Genomic DNA, 2965 nt, shown 5'->3' with positions numbered 1-2965 from the left:
TCCCTCGCCCCCTCCTCCTCCCCCTCATCAAGGACCGGACGACGGCGCTGGGTTACCCGAGGGGCGACCTGCTCACGATACTGATCGGCCTGCCCGTCCTGGGTCTGCTGCTCGGCCTCGCCCTGCCGCCGCTGGCCCGCCTGCCGGCCAAGGCGCCGATGCTGCCCTGGCGGGACGGCATCACGTTTCTCGCCTCGCTGGACAAGCCGTGGCAGACGGGCCTCGTGATGGCGGTAGGCCTGGTCGTCGGCCTGGTGGCAGGGCTCCTCCTGGCCCTCACGGAGCTCACCGAAGCACTGAAGTTGAAGCTGACCGACGTGCAACTGGACACCGACCAGAACGACTTGACCCGTACGATCGCACGCGCCGAGGTCTCGGCGGTGTTCCTGGACGGCAAGAGCCTGGTGATCCTCGACGCCACGTCACGCCAGTTCGCACGCGGCGCCCGCATGGCATCGGCGGCGACGTTGGCCAAGGCCTTCCGCTCGCACGGCTACCCGTGGCGGGAGACCGACCCCCACGCGCTGCTGGCGGCACGGAAGGCCGCGCTGAAGCGCAAGGCGGCCGAGGACGCACGGGACATCATCGAGAACTTGCAGGACCTGGGCTACGTCGTACGCGACGAGGGCGGTGCCCAGTACTGGCGCCCTCTGGCACCCGAAGGGGGCGGCGCGGCCCGCTCCTGAGCAGCCGCCGCACCGCCCCCGTCGCGCACCGGTCAGAAGACGAACGGCCCGGGAGCCTGTGCCGAGGTGGCGTTGCAGGTCACGCTGATCCCGAGGACCACGACCTGCAGCGACTTGCCCTCGAGACTGTCGCCGGTGGCGACGGTCCCGTTGAGCGGCCCGGTGGAGACTTCGCCGCCGGCCGGTATGGCCGGGTTGGCGTTGCCGGTGAAGGTGGCCGTGTCCGAGCCGTTCTTGGTCAGCGTGAGCGTCGACTGGACGGAGTTGGCCGCGATGTCGATGGGCGCGGTGATCGCGGACGTGGACACGCTGATGGTCGCGGCGGTCCCGTCCTGGGTGGCCTTGAGCGTCGCGGTACCGGAGCCGTAGGACCCGCAGTCGAACGAGATGGTCGCGGTGTCCGGCGTCACGGCGGTGGCGGCCGGAGCCATCACCATCGCCCCGACGGCGACAAGCCCAACCCCTAACGCCGACCCGGCGCCGAGCCTGCCGACTCCGAATCTTCCATGCCTGACGAACCTGCTGCTGCCATGCCTCATGGGGTCCTGCCTTCAGGTGGGGGGAATGCGGGGGGTGAGAACGAGATATGACGCACCGTCACATCTCGGCCGCTGCCCATTGAGGCACGGCCCCCTTGAGGAGGCAAGGCACACCCTCATGATTCTTGACATGCTACGGCCAATTTCAGCCGCGCTGCCGAGCCTGCATACGGCGCGACCGAGCGAGGCCGCTACGCTCCACCCGCTGTCAACAATTTGTTGAAGGCTGCCTGGAGTTGGCCATGCACCCCGCTGTTGGCCACGCCCCCCACTGAAGGACTCCGTGAACAAGAAGACGAAGATCGGCTGCTCCGGTGCGCTCGGCGCCGTACTGCTGCTGGCCCTGCTCGGCTCCTGCGACGACGACTGCCCCGAGGGCGGGACCAAGACGAAGAAGGTGCCCGGCCCGAAGGTCACCGTCACCGCCACCGCCACCGCTACGCCGAAGCCACCCGGCAGCCAGATCGGCGAGGAGATAACTGACGCCGAGGAGGCGGCAGGCCGCCTGGGCTACCGGATCGACAGTCACGACGCCAGCGACAAGGACGCCGATGTAGAGGCCGGATGGAAGGTCTGCTTCGAGAAGGTCACCCTGTCCAAGGTCGGCTTCGGCGCCGTCCCCGACGCAGCACCCTGTCCGGACAAGGACGGGGGCAAGATCCCGTGGCCCACGATGCCCGACCTCGCGCACACCGGCTACAACAAGGCCGTGTCCCTGCTGAAGAAGCAGAAGATCGACTACGAGTTGACCATCGACTCCGCATACGCGGACGAGACCGTCGACGACTACGACGTGGAAGACGCCGACGGCAAGGGCTACACGGTCTGCTTCCAGTCCCTCAAGAGCGGCAAGACCGTCAAGGGCAGCCCCGAACTGACCCTGCACCTGGTCGAAGGGAACGCCTGCCCCGCGAAGAAGGGCACCTACAAGGACCCGACGCTCGACCCGGACTATGAGGCTCCGGAAACCGACGACAGCAGCGGCGGCAGTGGCGGCAGTGGCGGCAGCGACTACGACGACAGCGGCTCGGGCGGCTACGAGGGCGACTACGACGACAGCGACCAAGGAGGCTGCCCGCCCGGCGGCTGCTACAACCCGTGCCCTCCCGGCGGCTGCACCAACTAGCCCGGACGCGAGGGTCCGCCTATCCGCACGATCAACAAACCATTGAAGCCCGACCACCATCAGAGGACCCCATGCGCACCCCCACCCTCGCCCTGGCTGCCGCGGCAGTACTCACCCTCACCCTCACCGCCTGCGGCGGCCCCGCCGACGACAGCGATACGTCGGCCACTACGACCGCACCCCGAACCACCCCCACGCCGAGTCCGAGCATCGACACCGGAGACGTCAAGGTCGACCGCCTCACCGAGCCGGAGAAGCGCTACGTCGCCGCACTCGTGAAGGCGGGCATCGACAACGGCCTCACCGACGCCCTCTCCCAGATGGAAGCCATGTCCGCGACCGAGGTCCAGTCCGAGATAGGCAAGCGCCACGCCAAGTGCCGCACCAAAAAGCAGCACACCCCCGAAGGGGAGATCCGGGCCGCCATCGACTACTTCAAGGGCGACGTATCCGAAAAGAACGTCCGCACGTACATCACCGCCAAGGACAATGCCGTCGACACCTACATCTGCAACTGACCACCAGCCACCGCAGATCACCCCGCCGGCCTGCCCCAGCAGGGCGAACTCTGCCCGAGAGGACACCACCCCGTGAACGACGAGCCCACCCCCGAC

At 68.1% G+C, this 2965-nt stretch carries 4 protein-coding genes; 3 read left to right on the top strand and 1 reads right to left on the bottom strand.

What is annotated here, in order from left to right:
- Nucleotides 1-686, top strand: a 686-nt coding sequence (locus E2651_RS44485; RefSeq protein ID WP_167829075.1) for a hypothetical protein, incomplete at its 5' end; no start/stop codon positions are given.
- A gap of 32 nt (nucleotides 687-718) precedes the next feature.
- Here the strand turns inward: E2651_RS44485 and E2651_RS42330 are convergent.
- A complete protein-coding gene (locus E2651_RS42330; RefSeq protein ID WP_245239548.1) occupies nucleotides 719-1117 on the bottom strand; it encodes a hypothetical protein in 399 nt (132 codons plus the stop codon).
- A gap of 391 nt (nucleotides 1118-1508) precedes the next feature.
- Between E2651_RS42330 and E2651_RS42325 the strand changes: the two genes are divergently transcribed.
- Nucleotides 1509-2351, top strand: coding sequence for a hypothetical protein (locus E2651_RS42325; RefSeq protein ID WP_135336584.1), 843 nt, complete (start codon nucleotides 1509-1511; stop codon nucleotides 2349-2351).
- 71 nt (nucleotides 2352-2422) lie between these two features.
- Entirely contained in the window at nucleotides 2423-2869 is a 447-nt protein-coding gene (locus tag E2651_RS42320) for a hypothetical protein (RefSeq protein ID WP_135336583.1), read from the top strand.
- Nucleotides 2870-2965 lie beyond the last annotated feature (96 nt).

It is taken from the genome of Streptomyces sp. MZ04 (genome assembly GCF_004684775.1).
Taxonomy (GTDB): Bacteria; Actinomycetota; Actinomycetes; order Streptomycetales; family Streptomycetaceae; genus Streptomyces.
This window is presented reverse-complemented; position numbering and strand designations above follow the sequence as displayed.